1 protein-coding gene is annotated in these 335 nt (G+C 65.1%); it reads left to right on the forward strand.

Annotation, left to right across the window (positions count from 1 at the left end; translation table 11 throughout):
• A partial coding sequence (locus FEF26_RS15605; RefSeq protein WP_208012975.1) for a transposase occupies positions 1-335 on the forward strand: 335 nt, incomplete at both ends.

Genomic DNA, 335 nt, shown 5'->3' on the forward strand with positions numbered 1-335 from the left:
TGCTCACTGATCTGGCGGTCGCCGTGGCTGATGGCGCGATCAACATCTCCGGGATCCAGACGCTGACGGATCGCCAGGACGTTTTCGGGCCCGTGGCGTCGATGCCTACGACCTGGCGAGTCTTGGACAGGGTTACCGAAGACCGCTTGCCAGCGATCCGGAAAGCGCGTGCTGAAGCGCGCGCCAGGGCATGGGAGGCGGGCGCTGGCCCTGAAAACAGTGCTGAGGATGCTGGGCCGTTGGTGATCGATGTGGACGCGACCATCAGCATCGCCCACTCGGAGAAGGAGAACGCCGCCGCGACGTGGAAACGCACGTTCGGGTTCCACCCCGTG

The sequence above is a fragment of the Nesterenkonia salmonea genome, from assembly GCF_005771525.1.
Taxonomy (GTDB): Bacteria; Actinomycetota; Actinomycetes; order Actinomycetales; family Micrococcaceae; genus Nesterenkonia; species Nesterenkonia salmonea.